At 43.8% G+C, this 20,038-nt stretch carries 16 protein-coding genes; 12 read left to right on the top strand and 4 right to left on the bottom strand.

All coding sequences use genetic code 11. The features are described 5' to 3' along the window. The first annotated feature begins 172 nt into the window (after positions 1–172). The 3 genes from ACH33_RS02485 (at position 173) to ACH33_RS02495 (ending at position 3,564) form a co-directional block, all read left to right on the top strand. Positions 173–1,378, top strand: a complete 1,206-nt coding sequence (locus ACH33_RS02485) for a S1C family serine protease (RefSeq protein ID WP_057897583.1) — start codon at positions 173–175, stop codon at positions 1,376–1,378. 174 nt (positions 1,379–1,552) lie between these two features. Then, positions 1,553–2,224, top strand: a complete 672-nt coding sequence (locus tag ACH33_RS02490; protein ID WP_057897584.1) for a response regulator transcription factor — start codon at positions 1,553–1,555, stop codon at positions 2,222–2,224. Continuing rightward, positions 2,221–3,564, top strand: coding sequence for a sensor histidine kinase (locus tag ACH33_RS02495; RefSeq protein ID WP_057897585.1), 1,344 nt, complete (start codon positions 2,221–2,223; stop codon positions 3,562–3,564). The genes ACH33_RS02490 and ACH33_RS02495 overlap by 4 nt, the downstream gene beginning before the upstream one ends. A 188-nt stretch (positions 3,565–3,752) precedes the next feature. On the opposite strand, the gene ACH33_RS02500 is transcribed toward ACH33_RS02495, so the two are convergent. Together ACH33_RS02500 and ACH33_RS02505 are read right to left on the bottom strand one after the other, a co-directional pair. Then, positions 3,753–5,561 carry an IucA/IucC family protein gene (locus ACH33_RS02500; RefSeq protein ID WP_057897586.1) on the bottom strand — a complete coding sequence of 603 codons (1,809 nt, stop codon included), beginning with the start codon at positions 5,559–5,561 and terminating at the stop codon, positions 3,753–3,755. Between the two features lie 35 nt (positions 5,562–5,596). Then, entirely contained in the window at positions 5,597–6,817 is a 1,221-nt protein-coding gene (locus ACH33_RS02505) for an MFS transporter (RefSeq protein WP_057897587.1), read from the bottom strand. 240 nt (positions 6,818–7,057) lie between these two features. Between ACH33_RS02505 and sbnA the strand changes: the two genes are divergently transcribed. The 8 genes from sbnA (at position 7,058) to ACH33_RS02545 (ending at position 16,540) form a co-directional block, all read left to right on the top strand. Further along, positions 7,058–8,059, top strand: coding sequence for a 2,3-diaminopropionate biosynthesis protein SbnA (gene sbnA / locus ACH33_RS02510; RefSeq protein WP_057897588.1), 1,002 nt, complete (start codon positions 7,058–7,060; stop codon positions 8,057–8,059). Positions 8,060–8,110: 51 nt separating this feature from the next. Further along, positions 8,111–9,124 (top strand): 2,3-diaminopropionate biosynthesis protein SbnB, encoded by a 1,014-nt coding sequence (gene sbnB / locus ACH33_RS02515; RefSeq protein ID WP_057897589.1) that lies wholly within the window; start codon positions 8,111–8,113, stop codon positions 9,122–9,124. 27 nt (positions 9,125–9,151) lie between these two features. Then, a complete protein-coding gene (locus ACH33_RS02520; protein ID WP_057897590.1) occupies positions 9,152–10,363 on the top strand; it encodes a type III PLP-dependent enzyme in 1,212 nt (403 codons plus the stop codon). After that, on the top strand, positions 10,356–11,123 hold the full coding sequence (locus tag ACH33_RS02525; protein ID WP_057897591.1) for a ParB N-terminal domain-containing protein: 768 nt from the start codon (positions 10,356–10,358) through the stop codon (positions 11,121–11,123). The genes ACH33_RS02520 and ACH33_RS02525 overlap by 8 nt, the downstream gene beginning before the upstream one ends. Positions 11,124–11,132: 9 nt before the next feature. Next, positions 11,133–12,992, top strand: coding sequence for an IucA/IucC family protein (locus ACH33_RS02530; RefSeq protein ID WP_236781951.1), 1,860 nt, complete (start codon positions 11,133–11,135; stop codon positions 12,990–12,992). Continuing rightward, a complete protein-coding gene (locus ACH33_RS02535; protein WP_057897593.1) occupies positions 12,989–14,845 on the top strand; it encodes an IucA/IucC family protein in 1,857 nt (618 codons plus the stop codon). Before ACH33_RS02530 ends, ACH33_RS02535 begins: the two co-directional genes overlap by 4 nt. A 184-nt stretch (positions 14,846–15,029) precedes the next feature. Further along, positions 15,030–15,446 carry an IS200/IS605 family transposase gene (tnpA, locus tag ACH33_RS02540; protein WP_082705853.1) on the top strand — a complete coding sequence of 139 codons (417 nt, stop codon included), beginning with the start codon at positions 15,030–15,032 and terminating at the stop codon, positions 15,444–15,446. Beyond that, on the top strand, positions 15,446–16,540 hold the full coding sequence (locus ACH33_RS02545) for an RNA-guided endonuclease InsQ/TnpB family protein (RefSeq protein ID WP_057897594.1): 1,095 nt from the start codon (positions 15,446–15,448) through the stop codon (positions 16,538–16,540). Before tnpA ends, ACH33_RS02545 begins: the two co-directional genes overlap by 1 nt. A gap of 305 nt (positions 16,541–16,845) precedes the next feature. On the opposite strand, the gene ACH33_RS02550 is transcribed toward ACH33_RS02545, so the two are convergent. Together ACH33_RS02550 and ACH33_RS02555 are read right to left on the bottom strand one after the other, a co-directional pair. After that, on the bottom strand, positions 16,846–17,880 hold the full coding sequence (locus ACH33_RS02550) for a FecCD family ABC transporter permease (protein ID WP_057897595.1): 1,035 nt from the start codon (positions 17,878–17,880) through the stop codon (positions 16,846–16,848). Continuing rightward, positions 17,877–18,884 (bottom strand): FecCD family ABC transporter permease, encoded by a 1,008-nt coding sequence (locus ACH33_RS02555; protein WP_236781952.1) that lies wholly within the window; start codon positions 18,882–18,884, stop codon positions 17,877–17,879. Before ACH33_RS02555 ends, ACH33_RS02550 begins: the two co-directional genes overlap by 4 nt. 123 nt (positions 18,885–19,007) lie before the next feature. On the opposite strand from ACH33_RS02555, the gene ACH33_RS02560 reads away from it, so the two are divergent. Continuing rightward, on the top strand, positions 19,008–19,958 hold the full coding sequence (locus ACH33_RS02560) for an ABC transporter substrate-binding protein (protein WP_057897597.1): 951 nt from the start codon (positions 19,008–19,010) through the stop codon (positions 19,956–19,958). Positions 19,959–20,038: the final 80 nt, after the last annotated feature.

Below are 20,038 nucleotides of genomic sequence, written 5' to 3' on the forward strand. Positions count from 1 at the left end.
TCTTTTTTGTTGACTATGTTTTGACAATTTCCCACAATTCCTTGATATTTGTTCCGCATTTTTTATTTACAGTAAAAGATATTAAGAACCAATTACTGATCAACAGATATAAAAACGATTCTGAAGCTATAGAAACGATTAGGCAAAATGCAGTGGAGAAAGGAGTCATGCTATGGGCTATTATGATGATAGTTTTTCCAGTCAGCTTAAGAAAGAAAGAAGAGAAGGATCCTCGCTGGTTTTTATTGCTTTTGTTTCAGCGATTATGGGTGGTTTGCTTGTGTTAATGATGATGCCGACGCTGCTAAAATCAGGCTATCTCCCAGGTTGGAATGTGGCACCATCCAGTGCACCATCCGGCGGTGAGATAGCCAATTATTCTGTAAACGTTAATTCGGCTGTTGTCGATGCGGTTAAGAAAGTGGAAAATGCGGTCGTCGGTGTGATTAATATTCAAGAAACAACGAATATTTTTGGACAAGTTGCGCGTGGGGAAGCAGGAACCGGCTCAGGGATCGTATTTCGCAAGGCTGGAGATAAAGCATATGTTGTAACGAATAATCATGTAATCGAAGGAGCGCAGAAAGTTCAGGTATCTCTTGCGAATGGTAAGAAAAACATTGATGCTAAAGTTATAGGTACGGATCCGTGGACTGATCTGGCTGTCCTTGAAATTGATGGCTCGAAAGTTCAACAGGTTGCGGAATTCGGTCATTCATCTGCAGTTAAGGTGGGTGAACCGGCGATTGCCATTGGGAACCCTCTTGGTATGACATTCTCCCGCACAGTTACTCAGGGAATTATCAGTTCAACGGAAAGAACGATACCGGTTGACCTGGATGGAGATGGGGAGCAAGATTTTGAAACGAATGTTCTGCAAACGGATGCGGCGATCAATCCGGGAAATAGCGGTGGCCCACTCGTGAATATTTCCGGTCAGGTGATCGGGATCAATAGCTCTAAAATTGCGAAGACAGGAGTGGAAGGACTAGGCTTTGCCATTCCGATCGATGACGCGAGTAAAATTATTGATGATTTGATTGCGCACAAGTCTGTGCAGCGTCCGAAGTTGGGCATTACGCCGGTCGATTTGCAGGCTGTACCGACAGAGGCATGGCAAGACCCGCTGCAATTGCCTGCCGATGTGGAGAGCGGAGTTGTTGTGAAAGATGTAGAACAGTTCAGCCCTGCCGAGAAGGCGGGATTAAAGCAGTATGATGTCATTGTGCAGCTCGATGATCAAAAAATTGAGAATTCGGTACAATTACGCAAGTATTTATTCCAGAAGCGAGTTGGGGATACAGTGAAAGTAACGTTCTATCGCGACGGAAAGCTGCATAGCGTCAATATTGTACTTACAAAACGAAACATGCCGTAAAGAAACCACCGGAACCGGGGAGTCTATCCCCGGTTTTTTCTGTTCGTCGTATTTGCAATGTTTACGGAAAAAGAACGAGCGCTTACGTCTGCGAGTTTTTCTCATATGTTGCATATCATCCCCTTTTTTCGGTATGTTTAATCCATAAAAATTGTTTGTCACGGGGGTGAAACCATGCCATTTCGTATTTATTTGGTTGAGGATGAGGAGAATGTAAATCAATTGCTTGTTTCTTATTTGCGGAAAGAAGGATGGGATGTTGTTTCTTTTCTAACCGGGGAAGAAGCAAGGCAGGCCATCCATCATCGGCCCGACTTATGGATTTTGGACATTATGTTGCCGGATATTGACGGCTATCAGCTCATTCGGGAAATTAAAGCGGATTCCCCTGAGGTTCCGGTGATTTTTATTTCCGCCCGGGATGCAGAACTGGATCGAGTCATTGGGTTGGAGATGGGAAGCGATGACTATTTGGCTAAACCTTTTTTGCCGCGTGAGCTGGTCATTCGTACACGTAAATTATTGGAGCGTGTATACGGGAAAGCTTCTGTTTCCACCTGTGTAATTTCCCTGCCCCCGTATTCGATAGACGAGTCGAAAAGAATGGTTATGCATCATCAGCAGATCATCGAATTGACATCCAAAGAATTCGATTTTTTACTTTTGTTTGCGAAAAATCAGGGCCAAGCATTTTCACGGGAGCAGATTTTAAAGTATGTATGGGGAGAAGACTATTTTGGTACGGATCGAGTAGTGGATGACATTGTAAGGCGTATTCGCAAAAAAATGCCTGACTTGCGTATCGAGACAATATACGGATATGGGTATAGGGTTGTAAAGCAATGAAAAATAAATCCTTAGCCGTACAAATTTGGCTCGTCTTTACCGGTTTTATGGTAGCGTTGGCCTTGCTTGTCGTTTTGCTGGTTCCATTAACTGTTCGTCCTTTTTTAACCCAGGAGATTTATACGAGAATTGAGGATGCTCAAAATTTGCTTTGGATACATGACATGGAAAACATTCCGCCCGGGGCACGACAGAAGCTTGAAAATATTCGAGTAGTCAAGCATGTTTTTTTGTTAGGGGATAGAGTAGTCATCGTTTCTCCGACTGATCTTCCTTTGTCCTTTTTGCAGGAGGTAAAAAGGGAAGCGTTTGAGCAAGAGAGTGATTCGCAAAGGTATGTAGGAAACATAGCGGGTGAAAAGATTTTTTATGTAATTCGCAAGGGAGAAGTCGATGGACAGGATGTTTATCTTTTCTCTTATGTATGGGAAGAATATGAAAACCGGATCATTCAATCGCTTTTTCAACAGTTAATCGGAGTTTTAGGATTTGTGTTGGTAATAAGTTTTCCTTTTTCCTTTTGGCTAGCGAAATATTTATCACGCCCACTAATCAAGATTGAAAAACATGTAAAACGCATCGCAGATATGGATTGGTCGGAACCTTTGCTTTTGGATAGAAAGGACGAAATCGGAAAGTTAGCGCAATCGGTTGAGAGAATGCGGAAAAAACTTATTCAGCAAGATGAAGCCCAGCGCTCTTTCCTGCAGCATGTTTCCCATGAATTGAAAACGCCGGTTATGGTCATTCGCAGTTATATACAAGCCGTGCAGGACGGAATTTATCCAAAAGGAGATTTGCACGGTACAATGAATGTGATTGAAGGAGAAGCGGAGCGTCTAGAAAAGCAAATAAAAAATTTGCTGTATTTAACAAAACTTGATTATTTATCTGATCAGGAGCAGGTTTTTCAGCCTGTCGATATGGCAGAGTTGGTTCATGAAGTGGTAAATCGTTTGCGTTTTCAGCGTGTGGAACTTGAATGGAAGATGCAGTTGATCCCCGTGGTGGTGCAAGGAAACCGGGAGCAGTTGCAAGTGGCGCTAGAGAACATTTTGGACAATCAAATTCGTTATGCGTCGAAACAAATTATAATTTCAGCGCAAAAAGAAAAAAAGCAGGAACAGACATATATAACCTTGCGAATCTGGAATGATGGAGAGAAGATTTCCCAAGATGCTCTGGAAGCCATTTTTCATCCTTTTTATAAAGGAAAGAAAGGACAATTTGGGCTTGGTTTGGCGATTGTCAGGCGCATCGCCGATCTTCATCAGGCGAAAGTCTGGGCGAGGAATGAAGAGGGGGGTGTAGCTTTTTATTTACAAATTTGTTCGGCTTAACATCTCCATACCTTCACGACAAGAGCGAAAAAGCGGTTGCGATGTTTTGGCGGCCGCTTTTTCGCTTTTGCCTGGTTTGGTACAGAATAGAAAGATAAAAAGGCGCGAAGGAAGGAAAGGTGTATTTTTCACTGCATGTTTTTATGTGGTGAGTATGGATAGTCCTGTTTCTTTCTTAATATGTGGAGCTATAGCGCGCATGTAAATATAGGATTTGGAATGTCCATATACAACGGATTTTCACCCCGTTTTTGAAAGCAGCTGAATAAATTAGCCTTTGCCGGAAGAGTGTCGCTGTGCAGCAGATCATCAATTAATGATTGTAGCTGCGGTGAAGCAGTGGTTATTTTCATCGACTGTAAGAATTCCCGCACCGTTTGCCAGAATAAATACTCATCTTGATGACTATAGCGGGCGAGCGTATGAACAAGGTGCCCCAGATGATTAACGAAAAAGTAATACTTTAGACGGAACCATGCTTGTTCGTTGCTATATAAAACGGGACTAGCAGCAGAAATAATCGTATCAACCCAATTTTGCTTTTTCGCTTGTTCGCGGTCTACGCTAATCCCTTCTAAATCACGAACGTAAAATTTGGATGGAAAACCATCTTTTAGCCGAAGCATGGAATTTTGCACGTGCGCCTCAAGGCTGATCCCTGTTTCAGCGAATAGCTGTAAAATCGGCTGCAAAGAAATAGATAAATATTGTTTTAGCCATTCAAACAAGTTAGGTAACTCGCGCTTCTCATTCTGTCTACGAATCGCATAGAATAAGGCCGGTTCTTTTTCTTTAGGAGGTACCTCGAATAAAGAAGCAATGACATAAGGTGTATTTTCTTCCTGGCACTCTGCGGGTGCTTCGCGCAGAATAGCGGAGAAGCTTGCCATAATTTGCTCGTTTTCCGCATGGGTTGCATACGGAATTGATACCGTCCGAAATCCGTTTTCCAATAAGATGGTGAAATTCTCAGAATTATAACGGTCTTTCACACAATGCACGACCTTGGCCGCATCCAGTGTCCGGTATAATTGTTCGCGGGTATTTTCTCTAATAAAATTTGTCACGCGTATATGTAGAGATAGCTTGTAGAAGCATTGATGCTCTGGCGACCAGACCGTACGAACGGAGGAAGTAGGATATACGTTCTTACCTAATGGACCAAGATCGATCAGTTGTTTTTCTTCTATTAATTTTTTAACCAGCGGCTGCGTGAGAAGATACATAGCTTGCCATGGATGGCATGGAAGCAATACATACGATTCATATTCGGTGTTTAGCTGTTGACGGGCTTGCGTTGCGATTGCTTCTGGAATAAAAGGGTCTGTTTCTTCTTCTTGCTTATTGACCCATCCTTCTATAATGAGTTCGGGAGAAAGGGCAAAATAGTGCAGGGGAAAAGCGGCGCCCATTTCAGGCGCGTATTTCCGCAAGTCTTCTGCTGTAAAGCCTTCTGAACTTTTGGGTGTAGGATGAAACGGATGCCCGTAGTAGAGCGATTGTTCCGAGTATCGAAAATCGAAGCGGGCCGTGGCAAGCCCTTCTCTTGTTGTTGTCTGCTGACTGTATATACGCATATTTTTTAAGCTGTTTTTAATCATACGTATCAATTCTTCCTGTTTCTGTTGCCGCAACGTCTTATCGGGTTCTGAAATAGAGACTTCTTGCATAATGAAAAGAACAATTTGTTCAAAGGACAGGGTCTTTTTTCCTGTCTCTGTTTCTTGAAAGAACGTATCTCCATATGCATGATGGCCGCCAGCGGACCAATAGGTAAGTGTCCCGAGAATTGTATTTTTTGTGTGTGGCAAAAAAATTTTCATGGCGGTTTCCGTGTGAACCGGAAGAGAGAGAGTTTGCACCGCTTGCTGATCCCTTGGATCATGATTGCCTGTTTCGCGAAGATACGCGTTCAAAATTCGCTTGAGCATTTCTTTTTCCGTCAGTTTCATCATCGTTTCCTCTTCTTTGTTTACATGTCCGGCAATCGCAGTCATACTTATGCTCCTTTCTTTGAATCATTAAAAGCGTTTTAGAGTTTGTGATGGACATTAAGATTCCGGTTGCTTGAAAGTAGAGAAGAATACCAGATAATCATAGAAGTGAATGCCAATACGATTCCCATGACAAGAAAGACAAACGGGAAGCCGATGTGGCTACCCAGGAACGATCCGAGGAAGGGACCGGTGATTTGGCCGATCATGAGAAGGCTGTTGGTTGCGCCGATTCGTACGCCCTGATTGTCCATATCAGATGTTCGCAGCACATATAACATGACAGATTGCAGGAGTGCACTGTAAGAAAAGCCTTGCAGAAAGCGGACAATAAGAAGCCATTGCAAACTCAAAGTGTACGTCTGAATAAGCATGCAAACAGAGCAAAAAAAGGCAGCCCAGATGAAAGTATACTCAATACGTTGACAATCATTTTTCTTTCCCCACCATGGTGCGCCAACCAGTTCCCCGAATGAAGTCATAGCTAGAAGAATTCCCGCCCAGATAGCTGTTGCTGATGATTGGATCATTTGTTCTACATAAGGAGTAAAAATCGCAAAGGTAGCGAAATCAGCCACTTTTACTAGAATTCCGGCCAGAATGAATGCTCGCACGGCACGGTGTTGATAGAGGGAAGCAAAAGTTTTCCATATACTATTGTGTATGGATTCTGCTTTCGTCTGGGATCGGGTTTCGGTAAGGAAGATAGCCGCTATGATTGCACAGCAACCCGTTAAGAGACCCATTAGCAAAAGCAATGGACGACAGCCCCAAAATTCCACAAGTATGCCTCCGAGAAATGGGCCTAGTAGAAGGCCAAGCGCTGAGGCATTTTCCATTTTTCCCAACGTATATCCTTGGCGATTTTTTGGAGTTTCAGCGCCGATGAAAGCGCTGCTTGCGTCAGAAATTCCACCGAAGGCTCCTTGACACAAACGAAACAGAAAGAATTGGAAGGGAGTTTGTGCAATCCCCATGAAGAACATGCTTAATGCTAAGCCGGATAGGGCGCGAACCACCATCCATTTCCGGCTCCATCTGTCGCTTACTTTGCCCCACAGGGGTGTCATGATGGCGTAAGATAGGGCAGGGGCAGCGAGAGCCAAACCGCTCCAAAGCAGCCTATTTTCTGTATCACCATGACTGAGTGATTCCATAAAAAAGGGGATAAATGGACTAATTCCGGTTAAGCCTGTACTAACCAGAAAACGTCCGCTCCATAGAATTCGAACATTGGTTTTCCATAAGGCAGAATCCATTTACCTTTCATCACACCCCTCCATAAAAGAAAATGACAATCATTATCAATTAATGTGTACATATTAACAGTATTGATAATCATTGTCAATCAGAAATAAGGCACATTACAAATAATTTAAAATTTTTTCTAATCATTGACATGAGAATGATTATCAATAATAATACTCAATAAGTGATATAGATTATCATTATCACTTTTCTTAAAACCATATCTCTTTCCTGGAGGGGAGATGCTCGTAATGCAAAAGTATACTTCTCAATTGGTAAGTACATCTATACGTGTTGCAGACTCTATTATGGATTGCGTGGGAAACACGCCGCTGGTAAGATTAAGGTCGCTTTTTCCTGATTCAGGTGTTTCTTTATATGCCAAGCTGGAGCTGATGAATCCAGGGGGAAGCATGAAAGATCGGCCGGCCCGCTATATTATTGAACAAGGATTATGTGATGGCACCATCAACCAGCATACCCATCTTATTGAGAGCACATCGGGAAATTTGGGCATTGGGCTTGCCATTGCAGCGAAGCGGTACGGTTTGAAGTTTACCTGCGTCGTTGATCCGAAAATAACAAAAACAAATCTTCGGATTCTTACTTATTTGGGCGCAAACATTGACATGGTTCAAGAACCTGATGAGCAGGGAGGATACTTGCAAACGAGGATTCGGCGGGTTAGAGAACTTGTACAGACCATACCGAACGCGTATTGGATCAATCAATATGCGAATCCTTTGAATTGGCAGGCACATTATCATGGAGCAGGCAGTGAGATTGTAAAACAAATAGATGGTCCGATTGATTATCTGGTCTGCGCAGTAAGCACCACGGGAAGTATACTTGGAATTTCACGCAGGGTTCGCGAGGCTTTTCCACAAGTCAAAGTAGTAGCTGTAGATGCGGTCGGTTCGGTGATCTTTGGCACACCGTCTTTGCCGCGTGAGCTTCCAGGAATTGGCGCAAGTCGCGTGCCGGAGCTATTTTCCCCGGATGAAATTGATCAGGTCATTCATGTAGATGACCGTGAATCTGTCACTGGCTGCCTGGCTCTTTTAGAGCGAGAAGGGATTCTTGCCGGCGGATCATCCGGTTCAATTGTAGCCGCATTAGGAAAGCTATTGCCTACGCTGTCGCCCTCGACAAGAGTTGTTACCGTATTTCCTGACCGCGGCGAACGTTATTTGGACAGCGTGTATAACGAAGAATGGGTACAAAAGCTTCTAAGGCTGCAGGTGTCCATCTAATCTTTTATAAGTATTTATAAGTAAATTAATTTGAAAAAAGGGGATTTTTCCATGAATCAACAGCAATCTATTTTATATTTAAGCAAGCAAGATATTATAGCACTGGGTGGGAATACATCCCATCCTTATGTACGCGCGGTGAGGCGTGCGCTTGAATTGCATGCGCAGAAAGATTTTGTTCAGCCTCTTAAACCTTATTTGCGTACAGATGAAAAAAACGGCCACATTGCGGATCGAATTATTGCGATGCCTGCCTATGTGGGCGGAGATGTTTCTATGAGCGGATTAAAGTGGATCGGGAGTAAGCATGATAATCCCAGCAGGCGAGGGATCGAACGGGCAAGCGGTTTAATTATTCTCAATGATCCGGAAAGCAATTATCCGATTGCCATATTGGAGGCAAGCTTAATTAGCGGGATGCGCACGGCGGCTGTTACTGTGATCGGAGCTCAGCATTTGGCCAAACCGGAATTTACAAAGGTTTCGAGCATTGGTTGCGGTGTAATCGCTAGAATGCAACTTACTTCTCTGTTAGAGCAGTTTGCCGCGATTCGGAATGTATATCTCTTCGATGTAAATGATCAAGCCGCGAACCGGCTTGCGGCTGAATTGCGGGAAACGTTTCCGCATGTGACGGTACAGGTAGCAGAAATGGCAGAAAACGCTGTTCGGCAAGCGGAAGTGCTAGTGACCGCGACGGTTGCAGCGGAGCCATACATTCCGTTCGAGTGGCTTAATAAAGGCACCTTTGTAAGCAATATTTCGATTATGGATTTGCATAAAGAGGTATTCTTGCGCGCGGATAAAGTAGTGGTCGACGATTGGGATCAAGCGAATCGCGAGAAAAAGGTAATTCATCAACTTGTGCTTGAAGGGCGCTTTTCGCGTGAACAGTTGCACGCAGAGCTTGGCGAAGTTTTGATTGGGAAAAAGCCGGGACGTGAAGCGGAAGATGAGATTATCATTCTGAATCCTATGGGAATGGCTGTTGAGGACATTGCCAGCGCGGCGGAAATTTACAGGAAAGCGATAGCTAACGATGTCGGAACGAAACTACATTTATAGAACAGGCATAGCTATAAGGAGAACGCGATGAATCATATTATCGATTACATCAAATCCAGGAAAAAAGAACAGCATACCCCTTTTTGCGCCTATATTTATGATCTTTCCGCTTTGCGGGAGCATGTTGCAAAATGCGTTGAAACGTTACCCACAACGTGCCGGCTTTTCTATGCGATTAAGGCGAATTCAGAAGCGGAAATTCTTAAAGCGCTGGCGCCGATTGTCCATGGTTTTGAAGTGGCGTCTCTCGGTGAAATAAAGAAAGTTCGTGCCATTGATGAGAATGTTCCAATTATTTTTGGAGGCCCGGGTAAGACAGACGAGGAGATCGCCGGAGCGATTGAGCATCGGGTAAGCCTTATTCATGTGGAAAGTCTGCATGAACTAAAGAGAGTAAACTACTTGGCAGAAAAATACGGAGCGGTGATTCCTGTTTTATTACGCGTGAATTTGCGCGGCCCTCTACCGAATGCAACGTTAGCAATGGGGGGGCGCCCCACCCAATTTGGAATTGATGAAGCAATGGTTCCGGAGGCGATTTCTTTAGCAAAGCAATTAGATCATATTACCGTTGAAGGATTTCATTTTCATTCGCTATCGAACAATTTGGATGCTGCCCAACATGTACAACTGGTGACCTACTATTGTCAGCTCGTATCTGCGTGGGCAAAGCAATTTGGACAATCTATTCGTTATTTGAACGTCGGCGGCGGAATTGGCGTAAATTATGCTGATTTGCACCGGCAATTCGCATGGGAGCATTTTGTCGAAGAGCTTTCTCCCGTGCTTGAACAGTATTCCTTGCCGGAGATGACAGTATTGTTCGAGTGTGGCCGTTATCTGACCGCTTCTGCCGGTTACTATGCGACAGAAGTGCTTGATATTAAGAAGAATCATGGAAAGAATTACGCGATCGTGCGTGGCGGAACTCATCATTTCCGGCTACCGGTTTCGTGGCAGCATAGTCATCCTTTTGAAGTTATACCTATTGATATCTGGAACTATCCTTTTGAGCGGTATGGATTACAGCAAAGTGATATTACAATTGTCGGTCAGCTATGTACGCCGAAAGATGTGATGGCGAAAGATGTGAAAATAGAACAAGTGAGAATTGGAGATGTCGTTTTGTTTAAATATACGGGTGCTTACGGTTGGGCCATTTCCCATCATGATTTTCTGAGCCACCCTCATCCGGAGCATATTTATTTGTATGAAGGAGGAAGGAGCGATCGTGGATGATATTTTATCATCGTTGCGGTTAATTGATATAAAGAAAATTTGCCTGCATGAGGAGCATGAACATACCCGTCTTGCTCAAACATGTGCCGCTATTTCCACTGATGGCGTACTCCGACATCCACCGCTGGCCATGCAAATGTCAGATGGGCGCTACTTGATCTTGGACGGCGCGCATCGCACAAATGCGTTGCAAAATCTCGGCTGCAAGCGGATCGCCGTACAGATTATAGAGCGTGAGGAAATTCAAATTGGGTCGTGGGATCACGTCATTCCTATGGGAGAATGGCTAGAACAGTTGAAAAACCATCCTTCTATCCGCTGGCAAACGGAACGGGTAAAAAGCGCTCCTATTGTTCAGGTTGTGACAGATACAAACAAATATTATGTGTATGAGGGCGCAGCGGAATCGAGTCCATTGACGAGGCTGGCGATTTGGCACCTTATTGTAAACGCATATAGAAAAGATTATAGCATCAAACGTATTATATCCGGTCATGAGTACCATGTAGAAAAGGGAATGGTACGGCTTTGTTATCCCGCTTACACTCTGCAAGAGATTGAAAGCATTGTTCTTTCTGGAGCCGTCATGCCGGCGGGAGTTACCCGCGTCGTCGTGAATGGCAGGTTATTGAATCTAAATATTCCGCTTTCTTATTTGATGGCTGGTTCATTGAATCAAGCGGAGTGGGAGCAAAAGAAAGAACAGTGGGCGCGCGCGTTGCGATTGTATGCGGAAGCCGTTTATCTTTGCGAAGTATAAGACAGGATTATGGCGCAATATTCACTTGAGGTGAAAAGAATGAATGATATCCTGCTTTCCTTTTTAGATTCAGAACCATTTGTTATGGTAAGACGAAGAATTTTTCGGCAATTAATACAATCCCTGATTTATGAAGGGATGATTCACCCGGAACAACGGTCAGGGAAAGGGGGAGATGTACTGATACTGCCCGGTCGTGACAGGGAGGACAATAGAGTAGAGTATCATTTTCGTGCTACCCGTACATTTAGTTTTGAGCGGATTTGTTTATCATCTGATCCGGTAAAACGGGTCATACATGGAGAAGAAAAAGAGGCAGAGTCTTTGACTACTTTTTTATATGAGATTGCTCCGTTTATTCATGCGTCAGAAGCCAAGCTTTCTTTATTTATAGATGAAATTAATCAAACCTTGCTTAAGGATACGATAGCGCAATGCTATAAACGGGAACAGCCAGCTGAACAAGTGGTAGATTACGATGAGCTGGAAGGAGATATTATGGATGGGCATCTATATCATCCGTGCTATAAATCCAGGATTGGCTTTACATTGAAGGATCATACAGAATTTGGACCGGAGTTTAAACCGCGTCTAACACTCGTATGGGTAGCCATCCAGCGAGAGGAAGCGAGGCTTTCTGTTTCTCATACGTTGGATTATGCTTCTTTTATCCAGCAGGAATTAGGTGCGGATTATGAAAAGTTTATGAAAGTGATTCAAGGCCATGGAAAAAGGCCGGAAGATTATGTGATTGTACCTGTTCACCCATGGCAGTGGAGACACGTAATTATGCACGAATTTTTCGAGCAAATTCAGAGTAAACGGATGATCTGCTTAGGGGAAGGAACGGACGAATATCGCCCGCAACAGTCTATCCGTACATTAGCGAATGCTTCTTCGCGTACCAAGTCATATGTGAAGCTACCGTTAAGCATTACGAATACTTCGACCAGTCGTATCCTGGGTCAGCATACGATTATCAATGCCGCGAGGATTTCTGATTGGTTAGGGAAGATTATGGAAAGTGATTCGTATTTGCGTGAGGAATTGCGACTGGTTTTGCTCAAAGAAGTGATGGGCGTTTCTTATCATCATCAAGGGCTTGTCGATGTCATGGAGCAAAAGGTTTATGGCGTCCTGGGGGCGATCTGGCGCGAAAGTTTATATAAATACTTGGAGCCAGGTGAAACTGCAATTCCATTCAACGCTCTCTGCCATTTGAATGCGGACAAGCGGCCGTTCATCGACTCCTGGATTCAACAGGCAGGGCTTCGTAAGTGGCTAAAGCGGATGTTTGAGATATCGGTTTTACCTCTTATTCATCTCTTATATGCACATGGTGTAGCGATGGAATCACATGCTCAAAATATGATTTTAATTATGCGGGAGGGTATACCTGAGAGAATTGCGCTCAAAGATTTTCATGATGGCATTCGCTACTCGCCTGCTGTTATGTCTACATCAATTGGTTATCCACAAATCGAGTATCCATCTGCAAACCATCCGCGAATCAATCGTAATTCTTTTATCGAGAAAGAGGATCCGTCAGAAATTAAAGATTTTCTGCATGATGCCTTCTTTTTCATTAATTTGTCTGAGTTTGCTTTGTTTTTAAAAAAGCACTATCGTTTATCGGAACAAGATTTTTGGGAGATGGTAGCTGACGTCATCGCGGGGTATCAACAGCGTTTTTCACATTTGCGAGAACGATTTTACCTGTTTGATTTGTTTACGAAAACGATTGAAGTAGAACAGTTGACGAAACGTCGTCTATTTGACGATACAGGGGTTCGAGTACATGCCGTAAAAAATCCTCTTTATATGTTTCAAACAAAGCTAACAGAAATTCGTAAGGAGGTGAAAGCATGATCGAGACAAAGAATGAAACATTTGATGTAGATGTTTTGCTGGAAGAGCAGGCGCTTGTGGTGCAAGAGGCGCTCTCATCACCGCAATATGTAAATGTGCGCCGGCGAATTTTTCGCCAGTTAGTAGAATCCTTATTCTTTGAAGGGATTATCCAGCCCGAGGTTGTAGAAGATACAAAAGAGCAGATTTATTATTTGAGAGGGATAAGTCAAACAGGGGAACCGACTGTTTATTTGTGCCGTGGAAAGCAACATTCTACTTTTGGCCGTATACGCTTGAGCAATCAACCGATTCTTCGTCAGGCGCATGGAGAAGAGAGAGAAGCCGAATCAATTACCCAGTTTCTTCTTGAGGTTTCTGGACAAATCGGCGCCGATGAAACGAGGCTTGCAAATTTTATTCATGAGCTGGAACAAACATTGTTAAAGGATACGTTAGCGCAATACTATCGTTCTCAGGCTCAGGTTATGCTTCGGGAACGTTCTTATGATGAGCTGGAAGGAAACATAATGGATGGCCATCCGTATCATCCAAGTTATAAATCAAGGATTGGATTTAATTATGTTGACAACTACATGTATGGCCCTGAATTTCAAAAGCCGTTTCGCCCTCTTTGGCTAGCTGTACGAAGAGGGAAGGCTCGGTTCTCCATCGCCAAGCATCTGCAATATAAGCGTTTTTTAGATGATGAGCTTGGGGAGGAACAAGTTTATGCTTTTACTGAAAAGGTAAAGGCAACCGGCAATGATCCGAGAGAGTATTTATTTTTGCCTGTTCATCCGTGGCAGTGGAAAACCATCATTGTGTCCGTTTTTCTTGAAGATATACGACGAAATGATATTCTTCTTCTCGGATGCTCGAAAGAGGAATATATTCCGCAGCAGTCCATTCGTACTTTAGCCAATTGTACTTCACGGCAGAAGGCATATCTTAAACTTTCATTAAGTATTATCAATACGTCGACAAGTCGTGTTCTTGCTCCGCATACAGTAGAGAACGCTCCTGTTATTTCTGATTGGCTAAAGCATATCGTAAAGAATGATCCCTTTTTACAAGATGAATTGCGTCTTGTGCTGCTTGGCGAAGTAATGGGTATCTCCTATGATCCGGTGCCGCTCGCGGATTATCTCCAGGAGAAAACGTACGGGGTTCTCAGTTGTATTTGGCGCGAAAGTTTACAGAACTTTATGGATAGTGATGAAGAAGCGATTCCGTTTAACGCGTTGTGTTCTGTTGATCTGGACAATCGGCCATTCATTTCTTCATGGATAGACAGATACGGAGCAGAGCAATGGTTAACGCGATTGCTTACTACAAGCATTCTGCCAATTATTCATTTTCTTTATGTTCATGGGATTGCTCTTGAGTCTCATGCACAAAACATGGTGCTCTTACACAAACAGGGAATGCCGACTCGCGTGGTTCTGAAAGACTTTCATGACGGTATTCGTTTTTCGAGGACGCATGTAGTCGATGCAAAAACGTGCCCGGCTTTATTGCATCCCCCTGAATATCATGCCAGAGTGAACCGGAACTCTTTCATTGAGACGGACGATCCGGAGACTGTGCGTGATTTTGTTCATGATGCCTTTTTCTTCATTAATATAGGTGAACTTGCTTTGTTTATGGAGGAGTATTTTGCATTCAATGAAACGAAATTCTGGTTGCTTGTGCGCGGAATCATTGAAACATATCAACGACGTTTTTTGGAGCATAAAGAACGTTTTTCCCTCTTTAATTTTTTTGCCCCAACGATTGGAGTCGAGCAGTTAACTAAGAGAAGGCTCTTTCCTGATACGGAATTGCGCATTCAGCAGGCCAGGAACCCTTTGTACCGTAAAGATGTTGATTAATCAGGATTTAGGATTGCGGACGGGAATCCTCTGCCTCTTTAGAGAAGAGATGAGAGTCCGCTTTGCCCGAATCCCCCTTGCGGGGATTACAAGGGCAAATTTTTTGTTATTTTCACTGACTATATGTAATTGAAAACGCTCAATATAATACATGTTAAACAGCTTTTTGTGCTATACTATATGTATGAAAAAATCTACCATAAAACATGCTCGAACCTGTGTCTACAATGTTAATTATCACATCGTTTGGTCTGTAAAATACCGAAGAAAAGTACTCACTTCCGAGATAGAAGGCTACTTGAAAGACCTTTTTCAAGAAATCGCACAGGAAAAAGAGTTTGAAGTCGTCATGATGGAAGTCGGCGAACAAGACCACATTCACGTTTTTGCTTCTGCTCATCCAAAGATCCCCCCCTCGTATATTGTGAAAATGCTGAAAGGAATTTCTGCCCGTAAACTGTTTTTGAAATTTCCACAACTGAAAAAAAGATTATGGGGCGGTCATCTTTGGAACAGTAGCTTTTACATCGAAACCATTGGTTCGATCTCAGAAGATGTAATTCGCAATTATATCGAAAATCAGAAAAAAGGAGATTCGTAATGCTACGAACGTATAAGTTTCGTATTGAGCCAACCAAAGAACAGCGAGAAAGAATAAACGAAACGCTCATGTATTGCCGATGGCTCTATAACGCCTTGCTTGAACAGCGAATTACGGCGTATAAAAAGTGTGGTGTATCCCTGACGTTCTATTCCCAAAAGAAAGAGTTACCTGCGCTGAAAAAGGTGTGTGAAGAGTATAAGGATGTTCATTCGCAAGTCTTACAAAACGTAGTCGAACGTCTGGATAAAGCGTATCAAGCCTTTTTCAGACGGTTGAAGCGTGGCGAAAAAGCAGGAGTTCCTCGCTTCAAAGGGATGAATCGCTATCACAGTTTCACGTATCCGCAATCAGGATTTTCACTCGAAGGAAAGTACATCACGCTGTCCAAAGTTGGAACCGTTCGAATCAAACTACATCGTCAAGTGCAAGGTATAATCAAAACGTGCACAGTCATCGCTAAAAATGGACGATATTATGTTTGTTTGTCCTGTGAAATGGAAACAAAAACGCAATCAACAGGGAAAAAGATCGGTGTAGATTTGGGCTTACAGCATCTGGCGATCACATCGGATGGTGATTTTTATCATGTCCCCAAGTATTTGCGTAAAAGCGAGCGACAACTCAAAAAGTTACAGCGTATCGTATCAAGGCGAAAGAAAGGGTCAAACCGCCGTAAAAAGGCTGTGGCACTCCTCGCCAAGAAGCATGAGTACATTGCGAATCAGCGCAGAAATAATGCTCATCAGATTTCGCGTCAATTGGTCAATCGCTATGATTTGATCGCCTTTGAAGACTTGAAAATCACAAACATGGTGAAAAATCATCATCTTGCAAAGAGTATTGCAGATGCAGGGTGGAATCAACTTGTACAGTTCACCACTTACAAGGCTGAAAGTGCTGGTAAGCGTGTTGTTCTGGTTGATCCACGAAACACAAGTCAACAATGCTCAAGCTGTGATGAAATCGTAAAGAAAACATTGGCTGTACGGACACATCATTGCCCTTCTTGTGGATTTGAATGTGACCGTGATGTAAATGCCGCCAAAAACATTCTCAAACGGGCAGTACAACAACTACAAAACGTGTCGTAAGACACGCTAGGCTAGGAACTAGCCTTCGTGGAGAGTGCGACAATAGTCGGCTCGATGAAGCGAGAAGCTCTCCAATTTATTGGAGAGAGGTTCACGTAGGATAAACATATGCCTTTTGATTTTCTTCTACGTAGCGCTGAAGGCAAAAGCAAGAAAGCGGCCGCAATCATCTCTATCTTTGAGTTGCCAGATGTTTTGCGGCCGCTGCTTTTGTCGAAGCGATGCAGACAGATCATGCTTCTTTGTAGAAAATGAACGAAAGCCTAGGAAGAAGAGGAACATTTTCCAATATCTAGAGCAGAATGCTATTTTTGCTCCCGAATCAACAAGTATATTAAGTAGGGGACGCCGATGATGGCAGTGACAATCCCGCAAGGAATTTCAATCGGCGCGAACAGAGTTTTGCCGATCAAATCGGATAGCATAACGAGCAGTCCGCCAACTAACGCTGCTGTAATTAGGAGAACCCTATGTGATGAGCCAACGAGACGACGGGAAATATGGGGCGCCATAAGCCCAACGAAGCTAATAACACCGGCAGCGGCAACAGATGCCCCTGCAAGAGCAATGCTTATAAGCAATAGCCATCCCCGCTGCCACTCCACTCTGCTTCCCACCCCACGGGCAATGTCGTCGCCGAGCTGAAGGATATCCAAGTGGCGCGCGAGGCCAAACGTCACACAGAAGAGAAGGAAAATCCAAGGGAATAAGGACCAAACATGTTCCCATCCCCGCGCGTACACGCTGCCGACCAGCCAGATGGTTGCTTTCGTTACCAATTGAATCTTGCCGTGGGTCTGGATCAGCAAGATAAATGCTTGGGCGATGGCGGCAATTCCGATCCCGATAAGTACAAGACGCAGCGGTGAGTCTCCATTTTTCCAAGCGAGAAGGTAGACAAGCGCTCCGGCAATGAAAGCGCCGGCAAAGGCAGCGAATGGGACGAAAAAGATAGACACAGCAGGAAAGAGGATAATCATAATGGACGCTCCTAGGCCAGCTCCAGCATTAAGTCCGATCACGCTGGGAGAAGCCAGCGGATTCCGGGTTAATGCCTGAAGAATGGTTCCAGAAACAGCAAGTCCTATTCCCACAAGAAAAGCAACCAGCGTACGGGGCAGGCGCAGTGTGTAGATGACAAATTCATATTTTTTTTCGCCGTATCCTGCCAGCGTTTTTATCACATCCGCAAACGGGATACGGAACTCGCCGATCCCAATCGTAATCCAAGCAACCACCAGGTTGCATAGAAGCAGAACGAGCAAAACAAGCAAATACCGACTGCTTATTATGGGGAAGAATGCGGTTCTTAAAAAATGAAAATTTGTCGTACGGTTCATAGCTTCCAATCCTTTTTTCGGACGATATAAATAAAAAAGGGTGCTCCGAGTATAGCTGTCATAATTCCGACAGGGAGATCCTGCGGATAAATAACGAATCGCGCGGCGGTGTCAGCCAGCAGCAGCAATGTCGCGCCCAATACTGCCGAATAGATGAAAATCCAGCGGAAATTCGCCCCTGCCAACGAACGCGCTAGGTGAGGAACCGCCAAGCCGATAAAGCTAATCGGGCCCGCGATGGAAACAGCGCTGCCAGCCAGCAACACGACAGCAAACATAGCTGTGACTTTAACCCATGCCGTTCTCTGGCCCAGGCCGGTAGCGATCTCTTCGCCAAAAACGAGCACTTCGATTTTTTTTGCGATAAATAAAGCAATAATAAGCCCGAAAAGCATAAAAGGAAGAATATCTAAAAATAGCTCGATACTGCGCCCGGACACCGAACCTGCCAGCCAGAAACGCATCTCGTCAAAGGAGCGCTCGCTTAAAATTAAAAGAGCCTGTGTGATCGAGACAAGCAGAGTGGTTAAAGATGCGCCAGCAAGTGTAAGCTTTACCGGTGTCATACCATTTTTGCCGATGGTGCTGAAGATATAGACCAGGCATGCTGCAAGGCCTGCCCCTAGAAAAGCAAACCAAATATGGTTTAGTGTTGAAGAAGCAGGAAAAAAAAGAAGGCTGCTCACCACTCCCAACGCTGCGCCGTGATTCATGCCTAGCAGTTCGGGAGAAGCCAGCGGATTTCTTGTTAATGCTTGCATGATCGCTCCGCTTACGCCCAGACAGGCGCCGACCGCCAGAGCGATGAGCGCGCGGGGTAAGCGCACAGCTTGAATAATTACATGATCTTCGGAGTCATTGTTGAAGGCAACAAAGGACGAATAAATAGTCGGATAGGAAATCGGCTTTGTTCCGTATACGATGCTTGCGAAAAAGCAAACAAGCAGCAGAAGAAGAAAAAAGGTAAACCGAAAACCGGGAAATATACGGGCAAACAAGCTCACAATACCCTCCATGTAAAATTTGGATTGACAGAAAAAGACAAAATAGTATACCCTTTAACTGAAAATGATAATTTATATCAATTATAAATTTGACAATTCTTATTTTAAGGGAGGAACCTGTAAATGGCAAGGAAAAAGCGTTCATATTATTTTTTATGTATTTGGCTGATAGCCATTGTACTATTGATGACGGCATGCGGCGGTCAGACAGCATCAGCTCCAGAAAAAGCTGAATCTTCCGGCTCTTCTGAGCAGGTGATTAAGCATGCTATGGGAGAAACCAAATTGACGAAGAAACCAGAACGGGTCGTTACGCTTGATAATGGCGCGTTGGACAATGTGTTGGCATTGGGAGTAAAGCCTGTGGGGGCGGCTACGGTGTTCGCGGATCATCCGTTCCCGTCGTATCTCAAAGGAGTAGAAGGAATCGAAAAGGTGGGAACCATTAATCAGCCGAACTTGGAGACGATCGCTGCTTTGCAACCTGATTTGATTCTAGGTTCAAAAGATACGCACGAAGCGATTTATGAGAAGCTAAGTCAAATTGCTCCAACTGTGTTTGTTGAGACATTGGGGGCTACATGGAAAGAAAATCTTAAGTTGCAGGCGGAAGCGTTAGGTAAAACGAAAGAGGCAGAAAAATTGTTGAATGATTACAATAACCGTATTGAAGAGTTCAAAGTAAAGATGGGTGATCGTCTCACAAAAACTCATGTCTCTATTTTGCGCCCACGCAAAGATAATGTCACTGTTTATTTAAGAGATAATTTTAGCGGCAGCATTATTCAAGATGCCGGTCTTCCGCGCCCTGCCGCACAGGATAAAAATGAATTCAGCGTAAAGCTTAACGAAGAACGCGTTGCGGACATGGAGGGGGATGCTATCTTCTGGTTTACACGTGACGAAGAAAATCTTTTAACAAGCAAAATTATGTCCAATCCTACATGGAAACAATTCAAAGCAGTAAAAGAAAATAAAGTATACCGGGTGTCCGATGAGACATGGTTAAGTGGTCTGGGCTATCAGGCAGCTAACCGCGTGGTAGATGATTTGTTTGCTAATCTTGCGAAGTAGTTATAAACAAGCTCTATTAAGTGTTTAATGAAATATCTTTGGATAGGAGAGAAGAAAAGAGTTCAGTCCGAAAAAAGATA

Source organism: Aneurinibacillus sp. XH2, assembly GCF_001439585.2.
In the GTDB taxonomy this organism is placed as follows: Bacteria; Bacillota; Bacilli; order Aneurinibacillales; family Aneurinibacillaceae; genus Aneurinibacillus; species Aneurinibacillus thermoaerophilus.

Excerpts from the sequence above, each read along its gene's own strand:
- ACH33_RS02520 (WP_057897590.1), top strand. The coding sequence starts at position 9,152 with ATGAATCATATTATCGATTACATCAAATCCAGGAAAAAAGAACAGCAT.
- ACH33_RS02560 (WP_057897597.1), top strand. The coding sequence starts at position 19,008 with ATGGCAAGGAAAAAGCGTTCATATTATTTTTTATGTATTTGGCTGATA.
- ACH33_RS02530 (WP_236781951.1), top strand. The coding sequence starts at position 11,133 with ATGGCGCAATATTCACTTGAGGTGAAAAGAATGAATGATATCCTGCTT.
- tnpA (WP_082705853.1), top strand. The coding sequence starts at position 15,030 with ATGAAAAAATCTACCATAAAACATGCTCGAACCTGTGTCTACAATGTT.
- sbnA (WP_057897588.1), top strand. The coding sequence starts at position 7,058 with ATGCAAAAGTATACTTCTCAATTGGTAAGTACATCTATACGTGTTGCA.
- sbnB (WP_057897589.1), top strand. The coding sequence starts at position 8,111 with ATGAATCAACAGCAATCTATTTTATATTTAAGCAAGCAAGATATTATA.
- ACH33_RS02485 (WP_057897583.1), top strand. The coding sequence starts at position 173 with ATGGGCTATTATGATGATAGTTTTTCCAGTCAGCTTAAGAAAGAAAGA.
- ACH33_RS02545 (WP_057897594.1), top strand. The coding sequence starts at position 15,446 with ATGCTACGAACGTATAAGTTTCGTATTGAGCCAACCAAAGAACAGCGA.
- ACH33_RS02505 (WP_057897587.1), bottom strand. The coding sequence starts at position 6,817 with ATGGATTCTGCCTTATGGAAAACCAATGTTCGAATTCTATGGAGCGGA.
- ACH33_RS02500 (WP_057897586.1), bottom strand. The coding sequence starts at position 5,561 with ATGACTGCGATTGCCGGACATGTAAACAAAGAAGAGGAAACGATGATG.
- ACH33_RS02495 (WP_057897585.1), top strand. The coding sequence starts at position 2,221 with ATGAAAAATAAATCCTTAGCCGTACAAATTTGGCTCGTCTTTACCGGT.
- ACH33_RS02550 (WP_057897595.1), bottom strand. The coding sequence starts at position 17,880 with ATGAACCGTACGACAAATTTTCATTTTTTAAGAACCGCATTCTTCCCC.
- ACH33_RS02535 (WP_057897593.1), top strand. The coding sequence starts at position 12,989 with ATGATCGAGACAAAGAATGAAACATTTGATGTAGATGTTTTGCTGGAA.
- ACH33_RS02490 (WP_057897584.1), top strand. The coding sequence starts at position 1,553 with ATGCCATTTCGTATTTATTTGGTTGAGGATGAGGAGAATGTAAATCAA.